A 16,756-nucleotide genomic window follows, 5' to 3' on the forward strand; every position below is an offset into this window, starting at 1 on the left:
TGTGACTTTCTTCGACGACGACGACGTGCCCCCCTCCGCCGGATACCAGGCGGAGGGCGGGTCCCACCCTGCGGTTGACCGCCCCAGGATCGAAGCGGCCGTCCGCGAAATCCTGCTGGCCATCGGCGAGGATCCGGGCCGCGGCGGCCTCCTGGACACCCCCAAGCGGGTGGCCAAGGCCTACGCGGAGATGTTCGCGGGCCTGCACCACGACCCCGCCGACGTCCTGTCCACCACTTTCGACCTGGACCACGAGGAACTCGTCCTCGTCAAGGATATCCCCTTCTACTCCACCTGCGAGCACCACCTTGTGCCGTTCCACGGCGTTGCCCACGTGGGCTACATCCCGTCGCACGAAGGAAAAGTGACGGGGCTCAGCAAGCTGGCCCGGCTGGTGGACATCTACGCCCGCCGCCCCCAGGTCCAGGAGCGGCTCACCACCCAGATCGTCGAAGCGCTGGTCAGCCACCTCAAACCCCGTGGCGCGATCGTCGTTATTGAATGCGAACACATGTGCATGTCGATGCGCGGTATCCGCAAGCCCGGAGCGAAGACCGTCACCAGTGCGGTCCGCGGGCAGCTTCATGACCCGGCTACCCGTGCCGAAGCCATGAGCCTCATCCTCGGAAGGTAACCAACAGACCATGGATTCACTCGCCGCAAACCCGGGCACCGGGCCCGCGACCTCCCCGCTGCCCGTCCTGCGCAAACCGCGCCCGGCAGCCCGCTTCGATGACCTGCCAACCGGCCGCACCCTGGTCATGGGGATCCTCAACGTCACCCCGGACTCCTTCAGCGACGGCGGCAAGCACCCTACGGCGGACACTGCCATCGCCGCCGGGCTGCGGATGTTCTACGCGGGAGCGGACATCATCGACGTGGGCGGCGAATCCACCCGGCCCGGCGCCGAGGAAGTCAGCCCCGACGAGGAACAGCGCCGTGTGCTTCCCGTTATCGAAGCGCTGGTGAAGGCCGGCGCGCTGGTCAGCATCGACACTGTGCGCACTGCCACCGCCGCGGCTGCGGTCAAGGCCGGCGCGGCCATCATCAACGACGTTTCCGGCTTGACCATGGAACCGGAGATGGCCGAGCTGGTAGCGGCCACCAAGGTGCCCTACATCCTCACGCACCGCCGCGGCGATGCCCGCACCATGGATTCGCTGGCCGAATACACCGACGTCGCCGGGGAAGTGGCCGCGGAACTGGCCGGCGTCCGGGACAAGCTCCTGGCCGCGGGCGTGGCAGCGGACCAGATCATCGTGGACCCGGGATTGGGCTTCGCCAAAAACGATGCGCAGAACTGGGAGCTGCTCCAGCAGCTGGACCGCCTGGACGGCCTGGGCCACCGGGTCCTGGTGGGCGCCTCCCGCAAACGGTTCCTCGGCACCCTCCTTACCGTGGCCGGCAAGGCTGCCGCGCCGGAGGAACGCGACGCCGCCACCGCCGCCATCACCGCCGTCAGCGCTTTCCGCGGCGCCTGGGCGGTCCGCGTGCACAACGTCGGTCCCAGCCTTGACGCCGTCAAGGCCGCTGCACGCATGGCCCCGCCACGACCCTCCCGGTAGGCGCGCCATGGACAGGATTACGCTGACCGGAGTGACCGCCGTCGGCCATCACGGCGTCTTCGACTTCGAACGCCGCGACGGCCAGCCCTTTGTGGTGGATGCCGTGCTGTACCTGGACTTCGGTCCCGCCGCCGCGTCCGACGACGTCAGCGACACCGCGCATTACGGGGAGGTGGCGCAGCGGATCACCGACCACATCACCGGCGAGCCGCTGAACCTCATCGAAGCCCTGGCCGTGCGCATCGCGGATAGCCTGCTGGCGGAATTCCCGCTGCAGGCGGTGGACATCACCGTCCACAAACCCCAGGCGCCCATCGAGGTGCCGTTCGGCGATGTCACGGTCGCCGTCCACCGCGAACGGCCCGCCGCAGGGGTTCCGGCATGACCGCCGGCTACGCCAAGGCAGTGCTTGCCCTGGGCAGCAACCTGGGCGAACGCAACGACACCCTTTCCGGCGCGGTGGCAGACCTGGTGGACCCGCCTGAGGTCCGGCTCCTGGCGGTCTCCTCCGCGGTCCAGACCAAAGCCGTGGGCGGACCCGCGAACCAGCCCGATTTCCTGAACATGGTCATCACCGTCGAAACCAGCCTGAGCCCCCTGGAACTGCTGGCCCACTGCCAGGCGGTGGAGAACAAGCACCACCGCGTCCGTGAGGTCCGGTGGGGGCCGCGCACCCTCGACGTGGACATCATTACCTACGGCGAGCTCGCCAGCGATGACCCGGTCCTGACCCTGCCGCATCCGCGGGCGGCGCTGCGCGCCTTTGTGCTCTACCCCTGGTCCACCATTGAACCCGCCGCCATGCTGAACGGTGAGCGCGTCAGCACCCTGGCCGCCCGGGCCGCCGACTTCGGCGACCTGGTCCCGTTCGACGGGTTCGGCGATTTCGACGGCCTGCCCACGGCTGGTGCGGTGGAGGAACGATGAAACCCCTGAGCCCCGTCCGCCTGCTGCTCATTGTGGTGATCCTGGCGGTGGCCGGCTGGTCCGCCACGGTGGTGACCGGCCGCTACAGCATGGCCACCCCCGTCCTTCCCGCCACGGCGCTGGCCACCATGGGCGTCATTGTGGTGATCACCCTGGTCCTGGGCATCCGGGTGCTCCGCTGGCGCAACAGCACCACCAAAAAGACTGTGCTGGACCCGCTCCTGGCCGCCAGGACCCTGGTCCTTGCCCAGGCCTGCGCCTACGCCGGCACCGTGCTGCTGGGCTGGCACGTTGGCATTTTCCTGGACCAGTTGCGGATCTGGACGCTGCGGAGCAACCAGGGCATCACCTGGCTGGCCCTGGCCATGGCCGGCGGCGGCCTGGTGATGATCGTTGTGGGCCTGCTCGTGGAGCGGTTCTGCAGGATCCCGCCCGAAGACACCGACACCAAGAACATTGACGGAAAGCCCGGCCGGGCAGTCCGCGGAGAAGCCACGGGGGAAGGCGAATATGCGTACAGAGGCGATTGATCCACCAGGGATAACCTGGGTCCGTGTGTCACCGAAGTACGTCACCGTCAGGCTGGTGCAGTGGGCGCTGGCCAACCTGCTGAGCATCCTCGTCTTCTGCCTGCCCCTGGTCTTTGTCCTCCTGGGCTGGTGGCGGTGGCCGCCGCTGTGGCTGGCCATCACTGTTCCGGCGGTGCTCCTGGCGGCCGCCCTGTGGCGGCTGGTCCTCATTCCGCGGCAGGTCCGCGCCATCGGCTACGCCGAACGGGACGATGACCTCCTGGTCCGGACCGGCATCTTTTTCCAGCGGACCATGGCCGTGCCGTATGGCCGTATGCAATACGTCGACATCGGCGTGGGGCCGGTGGAGCGCGGGCTTGGCCTGTGCACCCTGAAGCTGCACACCGCATCGCCCGGCACCAACGCCCACATCCCGGGCCTTCCTGCAGCGGAGGGGGCACGGCTCCGTGAGCAGTTGACGGCGCGCGGCGAAGCAAGGCTGGCCGGGCTGTGACGGAGCGTCCTTCAGCCCTTGACGGGGCGGCTCCCGTGGACGGGCCGGCGCCGCTGGACGGGCCCGCCGTTGAAGCGGCCGACGGCGCGTGGCTGCGCGTGCATCCGGCGTCGCCTTTTGTGCGCGGCTGGGTGGCCCTGGCCGCCATCGCATTTTTCTTCGGCAGGGACATTTTTGAACGAACCCTGCAGGGCCGGCCGATGTTCGAGGGCAACTTCGCCGCCCGCGCGCCGTGGCTGATCGCCGGCGGCGGGATTGTGCTGGTCATCGCCGTTCTCGGTTTTGTCCTTACCTGGTACTTCACCAAGTACCAGGTGTCCGGCGGGTATGTCCGGGTCAACTCCGGGTTTGTGTTCCGTCAGCAGCGGCAGGCCCGGCTGGACCGGGTGCAGGCCATCGACATCGTCCAGCCCCTGCTGGCACGCATCTTCGGGCTCGCCGAGCTTAAGTTCGAAGTGGCCGACGCCGGCGAGTCCGCCGTCCGCCTGGCATACCTCAAGGTGGACCAGGCCCGCCAGCTGCGGGCCACCATCCTGGCGCGCGCCGCAGGCGTCACCGTCGGGCCGGACACCCCGGACGCTGAGGCGCCCGAGGCGCCGGAACACCAGGTCCTGTCCGTTGCGCCGCCGCGCCTGATCGGGTCGCTGTTGCTCAGCGAGCAGAGTTTCTTTGTGCTCCTGGGCGGCGTGGGAGCGGTGGTCCTCTCCGCGGTAACCGACAACCGCGGCTTCTACTTCTACCTGATTCCCGCGGCACTGGGCCTGGCCGCCAGTTACTGGAGCCTGTTCAACAAGGGCTACAACTTCACCGCGGCCATCTCCCCGGACGGGATCAGGCTTCGCTACGGGCTGCTGGACACCCAGGCGCAGACCCTCCCGCCCGGCCGTATCCAGGCCCTCAAAATCAGCCAGCCGCCCTTGTGGCGGATCTTCGGCTGGTACCGGATCCAGGTCAACGTGGCCGGCTACGGGGCAGTGGAAGGCGCCGGCGGCAATTCCGCACGGACCACGCTGCTGCCTGTCGGCAAGCAGGCAGATGCCATGGCCATGCTGGCCCTGGTGCTTCCCGACCCGGGCACCAGCGAGCCGGACGTGGTTTTCGGCGCCGGGCTGGCGGGGCTGGATTCCGATGGTGGCTTTGTCACCACGCCCCGTGGGGCCCGGCTGCTGGCTCCTCTGGGCTGGCGGCGGAACGCGTATGCGGCCACGGACACGGCGCTGCTGATCCGCTCCGGCCGCTGGTGGCGGGCCCTTGTTGTGGTCCCGCATCAGCGCACCCAGTCCATGGCGCTGCACCAGGGGCCGCTGGCCCGCCGGTTCGGCGTGGCCGACCTGGTCCTCCACACCACGGCAGGGCCAGTGGCGCCGCGCCTCTACCAAGCCGGACTGGAGCAGGCCCGGACCCTGTTCAACGATCAATCCGCACGTGCCCGGCTCGCCCGGAAACGGCAAACCACCGAGCAATGGCTGCGGGAGGTGGCGCCGCCGGGCAGCAGTGTTGCGGCGGCCGCCCACAGCGGCCCGGAACACCCATCCCTCCCGCCACAGGAAGGCCACCCCCATGGCTAAGCCCGGACGCCTGGGCGTCGGAATCATCGGCGCAGGCAAAGTCGGCGCGGTCCTCGGCGCTGCCCTGCGCGGCGCCGAACACGCCGTCATCGGCGTTTCGGCCGTCTCCGAGGCGAGCCGGGACCGGGCCGAGGCCCTGCTGCCCGGCGTGCCCGTCCTTGAGGTCCAGGACATCGTGGAGCGCGCGGAACTGGTGCTGCTCGCGGTGCCCGACGACGCCCTGCCGGACCTGGTGGACGGCCTGGCCAAGCTGGGCGCGTGGCAGCCGGGGCAACTTGTGGCGCACACTTCCGGGAGGTTCGGCGTGGGCGTGCTGCGTCCGGTGCGGGCCGCCGGCGCCATCCCGCTGGCCCTGCATCCGGCCATGACGTTCACGGGAATGAGCCTGGACCTGACCCGGCTGCTGGACTGCACCTTCGGGGTGACCGCGGACGCGGCCATGCTTCCTATCGCGCAGGCACTGGTGGTGGAGATGGGCGCCGAGCCGGTGGCCATCGCCGAGGCGGACAGGGCGCTGTACCACGCTGCCCTGGCACACGGGTCCAACCACCTGGTCACCCTGGTGGCGCAGGCCTCCGAGCTGCTCCGCGAAGTGGCCGTCGAATTCCCCGAACGCATGCTGGGCCCCTTGCTGCGCGCCACGCTGGAAAACGCGCTCGCCTCCGGTGAATCAGCCCTTACCGGCCCGGTGGCGCGCGGGGACCTGGGAACAGTCAGCGCACACGCGGAGGCGCTGCGGGAGTTCGACGCCGGGGCACACGGCGACGTGCTGGCCGCCTACACGGCCATGGCCGGCGCCACCGCCCAGCGCGCCGAACGGCGGGGACTGCTGACACCGGACCAGGCTGCCGGCCTCCGCCAGGCCCTCGACACCACGGAAGACTGAGCATGGCCATCGAACTCGTCACAACGGTCACCGGCCTGCAGGCCGCAAGCGCCCGCCTCCTGGCCGCCCGGAGCGGGGCTTCGCAGGCCCTGGTGCCCACCATGGGCGCCCTTCACGAAGGACACGCGGCCCTGGCCCGGGCCGCCGTCGAAAACAACGACGTGGTGGTGGCGTCCATCTTCGTGAATCCGCTGCAGTTCGGGGACGCCACGGACCTGGACCGTTATCCCCGCACCCTGGAAGCGGACCTGGCCCTCCTTGAAACGGAAGGTGTGGACCTCGTGTTCGCCCCCTCCGCGGACGAGGTCTACCCGGGCGGCGAACCGCTGGTCCGGCTGACCTCAGGCCGGCTTGGCGACAAATGGGAGGGCGCGTCCCGTCCCGGCCACTTCGACGGCGCCCTCACCGTGGTGGCCAAACTGCTGCACTACGGCACCCCCGCGGCAGGGCTGGCCGCAGGCGCCCCCACACCCTCAGCTGGAGCCGCGCTGCCCGCCTACCGCGCGTACTTCGGGCAGAAGGATGCCCAGCAGCTGGCCCTGGTCCGGCGTATGGTGGCTGACCTGAACTTCCCCGTGGAAATCGTCGGTGTGCCCACCGTCAGGTCTGCGGAGGGGCTGGCACTCTCCAGCCGCAACCGGTTCCTCTCCCCGGCGGAACGGGACGCTGCCCTGGTCCTGTCCCGGGCCCTGCGCCTGCTCCAGGAACGCGCCAACGCCCGCGAACCGCTGGACCTCGGCTCGGCGCAGGCGCTGGTCGCGTCGCAGCCGCTTGTGGAACTTGATTACTTCGACGTGGTGGACCCGCGCACCCTCGAACCGTTGGCCGAGAACTGCCGCGAAACCCCCTTCAGCGGCGAGGCGCTGGCCCTGATCGCCGCCAAAGTAGGCCCCGTGCGGCTGATCGACAACCTCCCGCTCAGCTCCTGACCCGGACGGGCAGGCATCAGGCATACTGATCTGATGCAGGCGACAACGGTGTTGGTCGAAGGCGAAAGTGACCGGCTGGCGGTCGAGGCGCTGGCCCTGGGTCTTGGCCACAACCTGGCAGCGGAACAGGTCGCGGTGGTTCCCATGGGCGGTGCCACCAGTATCGGCAGGTACCTCCGCCGCTTCGGCCCCGGCGGCGCCGGCCACCGGCTGCTGGGCCTGTGCGATGCAGCCGAGTCCACGTTCATTGCCCGCGCGCTCGGCAGGGCAGGCCTGGGGCCGGGCACCCTGGCGTCGCTGGGCTTCCAAATCTGCAGCTCCGATCTGGAAGACGAGCTCATCCGCTGCCTGGGCGTGGAGTGTGTGCTCGGCATCATCGAGGCCCAGGGCGAACTGCCGTCCTTCCGGCTCCTGCAACGCCAGCCTTCCCTCCGGGACCGGACCGAAACGGCGCAGCTGCACCGTTTCTTCGGCGGCCGCAGCGGCAACAAGATCAGGTACGCGCCGCTGCTGGTCCGCGCCCTGCCGGCCGGGCACGCGCCGGAGCCGCTGGCCCGCCTCGTGGCCTGCTTCCCGGCGGCAGCGGCGACAGCAGCCAGCACCCCGCACTCGGGACCCAGATAGTCAGCTTGCTTATCACTTTGATTGTTCCTAGGCTGGAAACCGTCAGGCAAGCAACTCTTGGAGCGGCCTTTGCCGCGCCCTTCCGGGCGCGGTCCGGTCCCGCTCCGCACCGAGGAGGACCAATGTCAGAACACAGCATCAGCGGTAAAAAGGTAGCGTTCCTGCTCACGGACGGCGTGGAGCAGGTCGAGCTGACCAGCCCCTGGCAGGCCGTCAGGGATGCCGGCGGCGAACCCACCCTGGTGGCACCCGCCAGCGGCCGGCTGCAGGGCTATAACGGTACGGACAAGGGCGACACCTTTGAAGTGGACCTCACCGTGGCCGAAGCCAACGCCGGCGACTACGACGCGCTGGTCCTTCCCGGCGGCGTGGTGAACGCCGACCACCTCCGCGTGGACCAGGACGCACAGCGCTTCGCCCGGAACTTCTTCGAACAGCACAAGCCGGTGGCCTCGATCTGCCACGCCCCATGGTTGTTGATCGAGGCAGGCGTGCTCAACGGACGGAACGTGACCTCGTACCACACGCTCCGGACCGACCTGGTCAACGCCGGCGCCAACTGGACGGACGAGGAAGTGGTGGTGGACCAGGGCCTGGTCACCAGCCGGAACCCGGACGACCTGCCGGCCTTCAACGCCAAACTGGTGGAGGAGATCGCCGAAGGGCAGCACGCAGGCCAGACCGCCTGATCTCCGGGCCCAGGCCCCCAGTGTTCCCTCAGGGTTAAGGAAAATATTCCGTGCGGAGGAATTAGTCCGGCCGCTAGAATGTTTGCATCTGCAGCGGCGATTCCCGCGCACCCACTTCTTCTTACTCCCTGAGGGGACACCCATGTCTACCGAAGTATCGCCCAACACCAGTGGACAGCCAGCTCCGGCCGCGGCAACCACCCCTGCCGCGCCGGAGAAGATGTCCCGGGAGTCCGTGACGGTCATCGCCACGCTCCTGGTGGCCACCTTCGTGGTGATCCTCAACGAAACCATCATGAACGTGGCGCTGCAGCGCCTGATGGTGGATCTCCAGGTGGATGCCCCCACCGTCCAGTGGCTCTCCACCGGCTTTATGCTCACCATGGCGATTGTCATCCCCACCACGGGCTTCATCCTGCAGAGCCTTTCCACCCGGGCCGTGTTTATGCTGGCCATGGGACTCTTTTCCGTAGGCACCGCGCTGGCCGCAGTGGCCCCGGGCTTCGAAATCCTCCTGCTGGCCCGCATCATCCAGGCCGGCGGCACCGCCATCATGCTGCCGCTGCTGATGACCACCATCCTTACGCTGGTTCCCATGTCGCGCCGCGGCGCCGTGATGGGCAACGTCAGCATCGCCATCTCCGTGGCGCCGGCCATGGGCCCCACCGTCTCGGGCCTGATCCTTGAGCACTTCACCTGGCGGTTCATGTTTGTGTTTGTCCTGCCCGTGGCCCTCGTGGCGCTGGCCATCGGCGCAAAGTACCTCACCAACATCGGTGAAGCCGAAAAGACCAAGCTGGACATCGTCTCAGTACTGCTCACCGTTCCCGCCTTCGGCGGCCTGGTCTATGGCCTGAGCCAGATCGGCGGCGGCCATGGCGGCGACGCCGGGCCCGCCACCACGGCGATCGCGGCCCTGGTCATCGGCGTCGCGAGCCTGGCCGTTTTTGTGCTCCGCCAGGTCCGGCTGCAGAAGTCCGCGGCGCCCGTGCTCGACCTGCGCGCGTTCAAGCTGCGGATGTTCACCGTCTCCGTCCTGCTGATGGTTGTGGCCATGATGGCGCTGTTCGGCGGCGTGATCCTGCTGCCGCTGTACCTGCAGGAAGTCCGGGGCCTCGGTTCACTGGAGACCGGCCTGGCGCTGCTCCCCGGTGGCCTGGCCATGGGCCTGCTTGGCCCCGTGGTGGGCCGGCTGTTCGACCGGATCGGGCCGCTGCCCCTCACCGTCACCGGCTCCGTCATGATGGTCCTGACCCTGTGGCAGTTCTCCATGCTCGACGCCGGCACGCCCGTCTGGTGGATCATCACCCTGCACGTGGGACTCAGCCTGGGCCTGGCCCTGCTGTTCACGCCGGCCTTCACCACCGGCCTGAACCCGCTGCCGCCCCACCTGTACTCACACGGCTCAGCGATCATGAGCACCACGCAGCAGGTGGCCGGCGCCGCCGGCACGGCGCTGCTGGTGTCCATCTTCTCCGTGGTGTCAGCGACGTCCGGGCTGGTTGCCGGAATGAGTGCCGCCTTTATGACGGCGACGGTGATTGCCCTGGCTGCCGTTGTCCTGTCCGCCATGATGCGCAAGACGGACGCTGCGGGCGCGGCCGGCGGTCACGGCACCCACTGACCCCCCACCCCAACTAGCTCGCAGTTGTTGTCGTTTAGACCCGTCAAAACGACAACAACTGCGAGCTAGTTGGGATGCTCAGGGAGGTTGGTGAGCCGGGGCGCAGGAACCGTCAGCCTGCGAAGAAGTCGCTCAGCTCCTGGATCAGCCGGTCCGGGGCCTTGATCACACCGTCGTGCCCCATGCCGGGCAGGATGGTGTAGCTGGAGCCGGAGAGCACGTCGTGGATCTGGCCGCAGGCCACGCCGAAGTAAGCGGGGCTCTTCTCGCCCACCACGATCAGGGTTTCCAGCGGCAGTTCAAGGAACGGCTCGGCGGGCATGTCCGCGGCGATGATGGCCTTGATTTCGCGGACGCCCGTCCGCATCATGTCCCGCTGCTGCCGGCCCTCGCTGGTGCCGGCGGTCAGCTTGTTGGCGAGCGTCAGCATGGACAGCGGCATCCGGGACGAGAAGCTGCTGCCGCCTGACTCCAGGCCGCGCTTCATTACGGCCAGGGCGCGGTCGTCGTCGCCCGCAGCGGCGGCGCGTTCGTATTCGGCGGTCCAATCGGCGGTGACGCTGTGGTTCACGGACACCGCGGGGTCGTACACGGCGAGCCGCTCCACGGGCAGGGTCCGCGCCGCGTGCAGCGCCACGGCGCCGCCGAAGCTGTGCCCGAACACGTCAGTGCTGGACGTGTGCTTCATGATGGTGTCGAGGTCCCGGATATCCACATCCAGCGTGTAGTCCTCCGGCTGGGGTGAGGAAGAACCCCGCCCGCGGCGGTTGAACGTGTGGACGGGGCGGCCCAGGGCAGCGCTGAGCTTCTGGGCGAACTTGGTGTAGTCGGCAGCCGTCACCATGGACGGTGGCACCACAACGATGCCGGAACCGGCCTTGGCCAGTTCAGCGCCGGTGGAAAAGAGCTCCAGAGTGCCGCCGTCGGGGGTCCTGATGTTCTCGCGCGTCATGGTCGAAGCCTAGCCGAGCAATCCGGACGCAGGCGATACGCACCCTGATGCTCAGCCCTTGAAGTACTCCGAAATGTCGGTGACCAGTTCATTCACCGCGGCCGGGATGGAGCCGTGGAATCCCTTCGGCGAGAGTTCATAGGTGCTGCCGGGAACGGCCGCGTGCAGCCGTTCGGCGGTGACCTTGTAATAGCCGGGGCTTTTCCCGCCCGCCATGAAGTGGGTGTTTGCCGGCAGCACCCGGAAATCCCTGGCGGATTCGGCCTCGTTGTACGCGGCCCGCAATTCGCCCACGGCGCTCGGCATAACGTCGCGGAACACCTTGTTCACCTTGGTCCGTGACACCAGCGCCATCAGTCCCGCCAGGATGGGCTCGGGGACACGGGCCATTGCCGATCCGGGATTGACCGCCCGTTTCGCATGAGCCAGGGCATGGCCCAGCTTCCCGTCGTTGACCGCCGCCTCAAACCCGTCCAGCCAGGCGGTGTCGATGCTCCCATCAATGTTCACGGCGGCGTCGTACACGGCCAGCTTGTCCGGAACGTACGCCGTCCCGGTGAACTCCTGGACGGCGTTCAGGGCCACCGAGCCGCCCAGGCTGTGGCCCAGGATATTCCGGGCGCCGGTGGCGTCCAGGACCGTCCGGACGTCTTCGATCTCCGTGGCCATGGAGTAGCCGGGAGGCTGCGGGGTGGAACTGCCCCGGCCGCGGCGGTCGTAGACGTCCACGGCCCAGCCCGGTCCCAGCCCGTCGGCCAGCGCAATCGAAAACGGCCGGTAAATCAACGCCGTGAGGAAAGCGCCGCCGATAACCACCACCCGGCGTTCGCCCGGCGCGTCCTCGGTGCCGTAACTGTACAAAGCCAGCCGGCCGCCGTCGTGCGTTGGAAGTGCCTGTTCTTTCACCACCCCATCCTAGGCTTCCGGCCCCGGACGGCCCGGCAAGCCCGGATGGGTGGCGTCCCGTAAACTTGATGACTGTGACTTCCCAAAACACCCCCGCCCCCAAAAACGCACCCGAGCCCCTCGACGCCAGCGAGCAGATGCGGATCCGCATGGAGAAGCGCGCCAAACTGATCGAGCGGGGCGCCGAGGCGTATCCGGTGGGAGTGGAACGGACCCACTCGCTGACGGAGATCCGCGAAAAGTACTCCCACCTTGAGGCCGACGACGCCTCGGGGGAGACCGTAGGCATCACCGGGCGCGTGGTGTTTGTCCGCAACACCGGAAAGCTTTGCTTCGCTACCCTCCAGGAAGGCGGCGTGGACGGCAAGGGTGCACGCCTGCAGGCGATGCTCAGCCTCGCCAACGTGGGCGAGGAGGCGCTGGCCGACTGGAAGGCGCTGGTGGACCTGGGTGACCACGTGTTCATCAAGGGAGAGGTGATTTCCTCCCGCCGCGGTGAACTCTCCGTGATGGCCGATTCCTGGTCCATGGCTTCCAAGGCGCTGCGCCCGTTGCCGGTGCTGCATGCAGAACTGAGCGAGGAAACCCGCGTTCGCCAGCGCTACGTTGACCTGATGGTCCGTGACGAGGCCCGCGAGATGGTCTACACCCGCGCGGCGATCACCCGCTCCATCCGTGAGACGCTGTTCAAGCGCCGCTACGTTGAGGTGGAAACCCCGATCCTGCAGCTGGTCCACGGCGGCGCCCTCGCCCGGCCCTTCGAGACCCACATGAACGCCTTCGACCAGAAGATGACCCTGCGGATCGCCACCGAGCTGTACCTCAAGCGTGCCGTGGTGGGCGGAATCGACCGGGTGTACGACATGGGCCGCGTGTTCCGCAACGAGGGCGTGGACTCCACCCACAGCCCCGAATTCACCACGCTGGAATGCTACGAGGCCTGGGCGGACCAGTTCGTGATGGCCGAACGCATGCGCGAAATCATCCTCGACGCCGCAGATTCCGTTGGCGCCGGCCGTGTGCTGCAGACCGACGCCGGGGAGATCAACCTCGACGGCGAATGGGCCTGGCTGTCCGTCTACCCGGGACTTTCTGACGCCGTTGGCCAGGAAGTCACGCCGGACACGTCCGTTGAGGTGCTTCGCGGGATCGCCGAAAAGCACGAAGTGAAGGTTGACCCCAAGTGGGATGCCGAGAAGCTTGCCGTGGAGCTCTTCGGCGAAATCGTCGAACCCACCCTCCTGAACCCCACGTTCGTTTACGACTACCCGCCCTCGGCGCAGCCGCTGGCCCGCCCGCACCGCGAGGACGGCCGGCTCATCGAGGCCTGGGACCTCATCATCGGCGGCATGGAGCGCGGCACCGCCTTCTCCGAACTGATCGACCCCGTCATCCAGCGGGACCGGCTCACCGAGCAGTCCCGGCACGCCGCCGCAGGCGATGACGAGGCCATGCAGCTCGACGAGGACTTCCTGCGGGCCCTGGAATACGGCGCCCCGCCCATGGGCGGCATCGGCCTGGGCATCGACCGGCTGGTGATGCTCTTCACGGGTGCCGGCATCCGCGAAACCATCCTGTTCCCACTCCTGAAGCCCGAAGGAAACTGACCGTGGAGTATGTAGCTGTCCTTGTACCCTCCCTGGTGGTAGGCCTGCTGTTCTGGTTCGCCATGAAGTCAATCTTCAATGCGGACAAATCCGAGCGGCAGGCAGAGGCGCGGGCGCAGGCCGAGGCGGATGCCAAAGCGGCCGGCCACGGTCCGGTTTCCAATAACTAAACCCTGTGAACTTTCCGGGAATATAGCCAGGAACCATTGCGTACTTTGACGCGTTGCCATAAAGAGAGTAAAACTTTTTAGGAAACATCCTGCTTCTCTGAAAATCCACCCCTCACAAGGAAGTCTTTTAATGGCACAGAAAGTAAACATCATCCTCGTTGATGATCTGGATGGGGGATCCGCAGACGAGAATGTAAAGTTTGGCCTTGACGGGGCCAACTATGAGATCGACCTCTCGGCAGCTAATGCCGCCGAGCTCCGCACTTCGCTGGAGCGCTTTATCGACGCCGGCCGTAAGACGTCCGGTGGCCGCGCGGCCCGCGCCAAGGCGCCCGCTGCCGGTCGGAACAATGATTCGGCGCAGATTCGCCAGTGGGCCCGTGATAACGGCTACACCGTTAACAGCCGCGGCCGAATTCAGGCGGAAATCCAGGAAGCCTACCAAAAGGCAAATTCCTAGCCCTGCGCAGTGATGCACTGAAAGCCGCGCCGCCCGGACTCCGGGAAGCGCGGTTTTTTGTGTTCCAACCGCGAATGCGGTCCGGCCCGCAAAAACCGCATACTTTGTTGTGGCTAACCGAAGCGGCACCGGATTTGTCAATTCATTTGGGCCGGGGTATTTTTCCCTGCCGCCGGCCGTTGCCGGCACCCCCCGGAAATGCCGGCAACGGCGGCCGGCTGCTATTCGGGACCGGTCCCGGTTTCCCCCGTGGCGAACACGCTCCCCATCTTGTAGCGGGCCACGTAGCATCAAAGTACGTCGTAGCTAGGAGTGTGGCGAAATGTTTGAGCGATTTACGGACCGTGCCCGTCGCGTAGTGGTGCTTGCCCAAGAAGAGGCACGCATGCTGAACCACAATTACATCGGTACCGAACACATCCTCTTGGGTCTGATCCATGAAGGTGAGGGCGTTGCCGCCAAAGCTCTTGAGTCCTTGAGCATTTCGCTCGACGGCGTTCGCGAGCAGGTGCAGGAGATCATCGGTCAGGGCCAGCAGGCCCCGTCCGGCCATATCCCCTTCACCCCCCGCGCCAAGAAGGTCCTGGAACTCTCGCTGCGCGAGGCGCTCCAGCTGGGCCACAACTACATCGGCACTGAGCACATCCTGCTTGGCCTGATCCGGGAAGGTGAAGGCGTTGCCGCCCAGGTGCTGGTCAAGCTCGGCGCCGACCTCAACCGGGTCCGCCAGCAGGTCATCCAGCTGCTGTCCGGCTACCAGGGCAAGGAAACCACCGGCGCAGGCGTCGGCCCGGGCCAGCCCGAAGGCACCCCTGCGGGTTCGGTGGTCCTGGACCAGTTTGGCCGGAACCTCACCCAGGCTGCCCGCGAGAACAAGCTGGACCCGGTCATTGGACGCGAGCAGGAGATGGAACGCGTTATGCAGGTCCTCTCCCGCCGCACCAAGAACAACCCGGTCCTGATCGGTGAGCCCGGCGTCGGCAAGACCGCCGTCGTTGAGGGCCTCGCCCAGGCGATCGTCCGCGGCGACGTCCCCGAGACCATCAAGGACAAGCAGCTGTACACCCTGGACCTCGGTTCACTGGTGGCAGGCTCGCGGTACCGCGGTGACTTCGAGGAGCGCCTGAAGAAAGTCCTCAAGGAGATCCGCACCCGCGGCGACATCATCCTCTTCATCGACGAGATCCACACCCTGGTGGGTGCGGGTGCCGCCGAAGGTGCCATCGATGCTGCGTCCATCCTCAAGCCCATGCTGGCCCGCGGGGAACTGCAGACCATCGGCGCCACCACGCTTGATGAGTACCGCAAGCACATCGAGAAGGACGCCGCGCTGGAGCGCCGCTTCCAGCCGATCCAGGTCAAGGAACCCTCCGTGGCGCATGCCATCGAGATCCTCAAGGGCCTGCGTGACCGCTACGAGGCACACCACCGCGTCACCATCACCGACGGCGCCCTGGCCTCCGCGGCCAGCCTCGCCGAACGGTACATCTCGGACCGCTTCCTGCCGGACAAGGCGATCGACTTGATCGACGAGGCCGGCGCACGCCTGCGCATCCGCCGCATGACCGCTCCGCCGGAGCTCAAGGCCATGGACGAGCGCATCGCCAAGCTCAAGCTGGAAAAGGAGTCCGCGATTGATGCGCAGGACTTCGAGGGTGCCGCTTCGCTCCGTGACAAGGAGCAGAAGATGATCACCGAGCGGGCCGAAAAGGAACGCCACTGGAAGTCCGGCGGCATGGACGACATCTCCGAGGTGGATGAGGACCTCATCGCCGAGGTGCTGGCGAACTCCACCGGCATCCCCGTCTTCAAGCTCACCGAGGAAGAATCCTCGCGACTGCTCAAGATGGAAGACGAACTGCACAAGCGCGTGGTGGGCCAGAACGAGGCCATCAGGGCACTGTCGCAGGCAATCCGCCGGACCCGCGCCGGACTCAAGGACCCCAAGCGTCCGGGTGGCTCGTTCATCTTCGCCGGCCCCACCGGCGTCGGCAAGACCGAACTGGCCAAGGCCCTCGCGGAATTCCTGTTCGGTGAGGAGGACGCCCTCATCACCCTGGACATGTCCGAATACTCCGAGAAGCACACCGTCTCGCGGCTCTTCGGTGCCCCTCCGGGCTACGTGGGCTACGAGGAAGGCGGCCAGCTGACCGAGAAGGTCCGGCGCCGTCCGTTCTCAGTGGTCCTGTTCGACGAAGTGGAAAAGGCCCACGCGGACCTCTTCAACTCCCTGCTGCAGATCCTGGAGGACGGCCGGCTGACCGACTCCCAGGGCCGGGTGGTGGACTTCAAGAACACCGTGATCATCATGACCACCAACCTGGGCACCCGGGACATCTCCAAGACCGTGGCCACCGGCTTCCAGTCGGGCACGGACACGCAGACCGGCTACAACCGGATGCGGGCCCGCGTCACGGAGGAACTCAAGCAGCACTTCCGCCCCGAGTTCCTGAACCGTGTTGACGACGTTGTGGTGTTCCCGCAGCTCACCCAGGACGAGATCATCGAGATCGTGGACCTGTTCGTCAACCGCCTGGAGAAGCGGCTCAAGGACAAGGACATGGGCATCGAGCTCACGCCCGCGGCCAAGGTCCTCCTCGCCACCCGCGGTTACGACCCCGCCATGGGCGCCCGGCCGCTGCGCCGGACCATCCAGCGCGAGATCGAGGACCAGCTCTCCGAGAAGATCCTGTTCGGCGAGATCCACGCCGGTGACATCGTGGTGGTGGATGTGGAAGGCGACGGCGACGAAGCCAAGTTCACGTTCGCCGGTAACGCCAAGCCACGCATCCCGGAGATCGCTCCGAGCGTCTAGCGCCAACGACG

Annotated in this window: 18 protein-coding genes; 16 read left to right on the top strand and 2 right to left on the bottom strand. The window is 67.2% G+C overall.

Translation table 11 applies throughout. The features are described from left to right. The first annotated feature begins 1 nt into the window (after position 1). The 12 genes from folE (at position 2) to ACRB8A_RS01315 (ending at position 9,835) form a co-directional block, all read left to right on the top strand. Positions 2-634 (top strand): GTP cyclohydrolase I FolE, encoded by a 633-nt coding sequence (gene folE / locus ACRB8A_RS01260; protein WP_050683671.1) that lies wholly within the window; start codon positions 2-4, stop codon positions 632-634. 10 nt (positions 635-644) lie between these two features. After that, complete coding sequence (gene folP, locus ACRB8A_RS01265; RefSeq protein WP_056601714.1) at positions 645-1,565, top strand: dihydropteroate synthase; 921 nt, start codon at positions 645-647, stop codon at positions 1,563-1,565. 7 nt (positions 1,566-1,572) lie between these two features. After that, positions 1,573-1,950 carry a dihydroneopterin aldolase gene (gene folB, locus ACRB8A_RS01270; protein ID WP_050683669.1) on the top strand — a complete coding sequence of 126 codons (378 nt, stop codon included), beginning with the start codon at positions 1,573-1,575 and terminating at the stop codon, positions 1,948-1,950. Continuing rightward, complete coding sequence (folK, locus tag ACRB8A_RS01275) at positions 1,947-2,492, top strand: 2-amino-4-hydroxy-6-hydroxymethyldihydropteridine diphosphokinase (RefSeq protein WP_050683668.1); 546 nt, start codon at positions 1,947-1,949, stop codon at positions 2,490-2,492. The genes folB and folK overlap by 4 nt, the downstream gene beginning before the upstream one ends. After that, positions 2,489-3,022: a DUF3180 domain-containing protein gene (locus ACRB8A_RS01280; RefSeq protein ID WP_050683667.1), complete on the top strand. Its 534-nt coding sequence runs from the start codon at positions 2,489-2,491 to the stop codon at positions 3,020-3,022. The genes folK and ACRB8A_RS01280 overlap by 4 nt, the downstream gene beginning before the upstream one ends. After that, positions 3,003-3,515: a PH domain-containing protein gene (locus tag ACRB8A_RS01285; RefSeq protein ID WP_432245424.1), complete on the top strand. Its 513-nt coding sequence runs from the start codon at positions 3,003-3,005 to the stop codon at positions 3,513-3,515. The genes ACRB8A_RS01280 and ACRB8A_RS01285 overlap by 20 nt, the downstream gene beginning before the upstream one ends. A gap of 35 nt (positions 3,516-3,550) precedes the next feature. Further along, positions 3,551-5,083, top strand: coding sequence for a PH domain-containing protein (locus ACRB8A_RS01290; RefSeq protein ID WP_432246004.1), 1,533 nt, complete (start codon positions 3,551-3,553; stop codon positions 5,081-5,083). Beyond that, positions 5,076-5,969, top strand: a complete 894-nt coding sequence (locus ACRB8A_RS01295) for a Rossmann-like and DUF2520 domain-containing protein (protein ID WP_432245425.1) — start codon at positions 5,076-5,078, stop codon at positions 5,967-5,969. The genes ACRB8A_RS01290 and ACRB8A_RS01295 overlap by 8 nt, the downstream gene beginning before the upstream one ends. Before the next feature lie 2 nt (positions 5,970-5,971). Next, complete coding sequence (locus tag ACRB8A_RS01300; RefSeq protein ID WP_432245426.1) at positions 5,972-6,898, top strand: 4-phosphopantoate--beta-alanine ligase; 927 nt, start codon at positions 5,972-5,974, stop codon at positions 6,896-6,898. 33 nt (positions 6,899-6,931) lie between these two features. Then, positions 6,932-7,522: a TOPRIM nucleotidyl transferase/hydrolase domain-containing protein gene (locus ACRB8A_RS01305; protein WP_432245427.1), complete on the top strand. Its 591-nt coding sequence runs from the start codon at positions 6,932-6,934 to the stop codon at positions 7,520-7,522. A 122-nt stretch (positions 7,523-7,644) separates the two neighbouring features. Beyond that, positions 7,645-8,211, top strand: coding sequence for a type 1 glutamine amidotransferase domain-containing protein (locus ACRB8A_RS01310; protein ID WP_050683661.1), 567 nt, complete (start codon positions 7,645-7,647; stop codon positions 8,209-8,211). Between the two features lie 142 nt (positions 8,212-8,353). Further along, positions 8,354-9,835: a DHA2 family efflux MFS transporter permease subunit gene (locus ACRB8A_RS01315; RefSeq protein ID WP_432245428.1), complete on the top strand. Its 1,482-nt coding sequence runs from the start codon at positions 8,354-8,356 to the stop codon at positions 9,833-9,835. A 112-nt stretch (positions 9,836-9,947) separates the two neighbouring features. On the opposite strand, the gene ACRB8A_RS01320 is transcribed toward ACRB8A_RS01315, so the two are convergent. Beyond that, the gene (locus ACRB8A_RS01320; RefSeq protein WP_050683659.1) at positions 9,948-10,787 is read right to left on the bottom strand and encodes an alpha/beta fold hydrolase; all 840 of its coding nucleotides are present in this window, start codon (positions 10,785-10,787) and stop codon (positions 9,948-9,950) included. Between the two features lie 51 nt (positions 10,788-10,838). Beyond that, positions 10,839-11,693, bottom strand: a complete 855-nt coding sequence (locus ACRB8A_RS01325; protein ID WP_050683658.1) for an alpha/beta fold hydrolase — start codon at positions 11,691-11,693, stop codon at positions 10,839-10,841. 68 nt (positions 11,694-11,761) lie between these two features. Between ACRB8A_RS01325 and lysS the strand changes: the two genes are divergently transcribed. The 4 genes from lysS (at position 11,762) to ACRB8A_RS01345 (ending at position 16,745) form a co-directional block, all read left to right on the top strand. Then, a complete protein-coding gene (gene lysS, locus ACRB8A_RS01330; protein ID WP_050683657.1) occupies positions 11,762-13,300 on the top strand; it encodes a lysine--tRNA ligase in 1,539 nt (512 codons plus the stop codon). Positions 13,301-13,302: 2 nt separating this feature from the next. Next, positions 13,303-13,470 carry a hypothetical protein gene (locus tag ACRB8A_RS01335; protein WP_164468860.1) on the top strand — a complete coding sequence of 56 codons (168 nt, stop codon included), beginning with the start codon at positions 13,303-13,305 and terminating at the stop codon, positions 13,468-13,470. Between the two features lie 130 nt (positions 13,471-13,600). Next, positions 13,601-13,930 (top strand): histone-like nucleoid-structuring protein Lsr2, encoded by a 330-nt coding sequence (locus tag ACRB8A_RS01340; RefSeq protein ID WP_050683656.1) that lies wholly within the window; start codon positions 13,601-13,603, stop codon positions 13,928-13,930. Positions 13,931-14,252: 322 nt separating this feature from the next. After that, on the top strand, positions 14,253-16,745 hold the full coding sequence (locus ACRB8A_RS01345; RefSeq protein ID WP_050683655.1) for an ATP-dependent Clp protease ATP-binding subunit: 2,493 nt from the start codon (positions 14,253-14,255) through the stop codon (positions 16,743-16,745). Positions 16,746-16,756: the final 11 nt, after the last annotated feature.

The organism is Arthrobacter sp. G.S.26 (assembly GCF_050847375.1).
Classification (GTDB): Bacteria; Actinomycetota; Actinomycetes; order Actinomycetales; family Micrococcaceae; genus Arthrobacter.

Excerpts from the sequence above, each read along its gene's own strand:
- folP (WP_056601714.1), top strand. The coding sequence starts at position 645 with ATGGATTCACTCGCCGCAAACCCGGGCACCGGGCCCGCGACCTCCCCG.
- folB (WP_050683669.1), top strand. The coding sequence starts at position 1,573 with ATGGACAGGATTACGCTGACCGGAGTGACCGCCGTCGGCCATCACGGC.
- folK (WP_050683668.1), top strand. The coding sequence starts at position 1,947 with ATGACCGCCGGCTACGCCAAGGCAGTGCTTGCCCTGGGCAGCAACCTG.
- ACRB8A_RS01280 (WP_050683667.1), top strand. The coding sequence starts at position 2,489 with ATGAAACCCCTGAGCCCCGTCCGCCTGCTGCTCATTGTGGTGATCCTG.
- ACRB8A_RS01285 (WP_432245424.1), top strand. The coding sequence starts at position 3,003 with ATGCGTACAGAGGCGATTGATCCACCAGGGATAACCTGGGTCCGTGTG.
- ACRB8A_RS01295 (WP_432245425.1), top strand. The coding sequence starts at position 5,076 with ATGGCTAAGCCCGGACGCCTGGGCGTCGGAATCATCGGCGCAGGCAAA.
- ACRB8A_RS01300 (WP_432245426.1), top strand. The coding sequence starts at position 5,972 with ATGGCCATCGAACTCGTCACAACGGTCACCGGCCTGCAGGCCGCAAGC.
- ACRB8A_RS01305 (WP_432245427.1), top strand. The coding sequence starts at position 6,932 with ATGCAGGCGACAACGGTGTTGGTCGAAGGCGAAAGTGACCGGCTGGCG.
- ACRB8A_RS01310 (WP_050683661.1), top strand. The coding sequence starts at position 7,645 with ATGTCAGAACACAGCATCAGCGGTAAAAAGGTAGCGTTCCTGCTCACG.
- ACRB8A_RS01315 (WP_432245428.1), top strand. The coding sequence starts at position 8,354 with ATGTCTACCGAAGTATCGCCCAACACCAGTGGACAGCCAGCTCCGGCC.
- ACRB8A_RS01320 (WP_050683659.1), bottom strand. The coding sequence starts at position 10,787 with ATGACGCGCGAGAACATCAGGACCCCCGACGGCGGCACTCTGGAGCTC.
- lysS (WP_050683657.1), top strand. The coding sequence starts at position 11,762 with ATGACTGTGACTTCCCAAAACACCCCCGCCCCCAAAAACGCACCCGAG.
- ACRB8A_RS01340 (WP_050683656.1), top strand. The coding sequence starts at position 13,601 with ATGGCACAGAAAGTAAACATCATCCTCGTTGATGATCTGGATGGGGGA.
- ACRB8A_RS01345 (WP_050683655.1), top strand. The coding sequence starts at position 14,253 with ATGTTTGAGCGATTTACGGACCGTGCCCGTCGCGTAGTGGTGCTTGCC.